Here is a 2,061-nt window from a genome sequence, read left to right as displayed (position 1 = left end):
CACGCCCAGGCCTTCGACATCAGCAGCACCATCCCCAAGGACAGCTGGTACGGCACCCTGCTCAAGGGCGTCTTCAACTTCCAGCCCGACCCCACTGTCCTGCAACTCACCGTCTGGGCCGCCTACCTCCTGCCCACCCTCGCCATCTTCCTCGGCCTCTTCACCCGCCCCCCGGCCACCACCCCGACCGCCAGCACCGGCACCACCTCGACCGCCAGCAGCAGCAACCAGAACACCGGGACCGCCTGACCGAGCCCACCGAGACCCCCGCCCGTACCCCCGTCGCGCCCCGCCCGTACGCCGTCCGCCGGCTCGGCGGTGGCAGGATGGTGGCATGGCCAGGGATCCGGTCGGGCCGGGCGGCGGGGGCGGTTAGCCGTGCCCGGGCCGACAGCCCCGGCAGCGACGACCGGCCCCGTCCGGCCGCCCGCGGCGGGCGGGCCCGACCCCGCGGCGGACCTGCGGGTGGCCGTCGTCGGTTCGGGGCCGGCCGGGCTGTACACGGCGGAGGCCCTGCTGCGGCAGGCCCCGGAGCAGCCGGGCCGGGCCGGGGGAATCCGGGTGGACGTGGACGTGATCGAGCGGCTGCCCACGCCGTACGGGCTGGTGCGCTACGGCGTGGCGCCCGACCACCCGTCGATCAGATCGATCGCCGACCACCTGAGGCCGGTCCTGGAGCACCCGCGGGTGCGCTTCCTCGGCGGCCTCTGCTTCGGCCGGGACCTGACCCGCGAGATGCTGCTGCGCTGCTACGACGCCGTGGTCTACGCGACCGGCGCCACCCGGGACCGGCGGCTGCGGGTGCCGGGCGAGGACCTGCCGGGCAGCGCGGCCGCCGCCGACTTCGTCCGCTGGTACTGCGGCCACCCCGACGCCGACCCCGGGCGGTTCACGCTCGACGCGGAGTCGGTGGCGGTGATCGGCGCCGGGAACGTCGCGGTGGACGTGGCCCGGGTCCTCGCCAAACCCGCCGAGGAGTTCCGCACCACCGACGTCCCCCAGCCGGTCCTGGCCGCCCTGGCGGCCAGCCGGGTCAGGGAGATCCACCTGATCTGCCGCCGGGGGCCGGCCCAGGCCAGGTTCACCGCCCGGGAGCTGCGCGGGCTGGGCGAACTGCCCGGCAGCGACATCGCGGTCGCGCGAGCGGAGACCGACCTCGACGCCTTCGACCCGACCGGGGAGAGCAGCCGGCTGGCCGGCTCCGACCGCCGCGTCCGGGACGTCGTCGCCGTCCTCGCGGACTGGGCCGGGCGGGAGCCGCAGGGGCGTCCGCGGCGAGTGTCGGTCAGGTTCTGGCTGCGGCCGGTGGAGATCACCGGCACCGACCGGGTGGCGGGCCTGCGGGTCGAGCGGACCGGGCTGGACGGGGCCGGACGCCTGGTCGGGACGGGTGAGTCCCTGACCCTCCCGGTCCAGCTCGTCCTGCGCTCGGTCGGCTACCGGTGCGCGCCGCTGCCCGGCGTACCGTTCGACGAGCGGCGCGCGGTCGTCCCCAACGCCGAGGGGCGGGTCCTGGCCGCGGACGGGAGGCCGCGACCGGGCGAGTACGTCGCCGGGTGGCTGAAACGGGGGCCCACCGGTGTGATCGGCACCAACAAGTCCGACGCCGCGCAGACCGTCCGCGCCCTGCTCGCCGACCATGCGGCGGGAGTGGTGGGGTCGGCGCGCCCGGCCGGTCCGGCGCCGCCGGGGCTGACCGCGTTGCTGGCCGCGCGCGGGGTCCGACCGGTGAGCTACGCGGACTGGCTCGGCATCGAGGCACGCGAACGGGAGCTCGCCGCCGAACTCGGACGCGGGACGCGGGTGAAACTGCGCGGCCGGGACGAACTGGCCGGGGTGCTGCGGAGCGGGGGCCGACCGCCCCTCACCGGGGAGGGCCCGACAGCGTCCTGACCCCGCCCGACCACGGGAGCCGCGGTGCGGCCCGGCGTCGTGGGGGCCCCCCCCCCCCCGGGGGGGGGGGGGGGGGGGGCGGGGGGCCCCCCCGGGGGCCCCCCCCCCCCCCCCCCCCCCGGGCCCCGCCGGGGGGCCCCCCCCCACGGGCCCCCAGGACGACCAGTG

The 2,061-nt window shown here is 78.0% G+C and carries 2 protein-coding genes; both read left to right on the top strand.

The features are described from left to right. Positions 1–249, top strand: a 249-nt coding sequence (locus ACFTWP_RS31445; RefSeq protein WP_380268352.1) for an FTR1 family protein, incomplete at its 5' end; no start/stop codon positions are given. A 216-nt stretch (positions 250–465) separates the two neighbouring features. Next, a complete protein-coding gene (locus tag ACFTWP_RS31440; protein WP_380268351.1) occupies positions 466–1,893 on the top strand; it encodes an FAD-dependent oxidoreductase in 1,428 nt (475 codons plus the stop codon). Positions 1,894–2,061: the final 168 nt, after the last annotated feature.

The organism is Kitasatospora sp. NPDC057015 (assembly GCF_042673745.1).
Lineage (GTDB): Bacteria > Actinomycetota > Actinomycetes > Streptomycetales > Streptomycetaceae > Kitasatospora.
The sequence above is the reverse complement of the archived record's forward strand: the minus strand, read 5'-3'. Positions and strand labels throughout refer to the sequence as shown.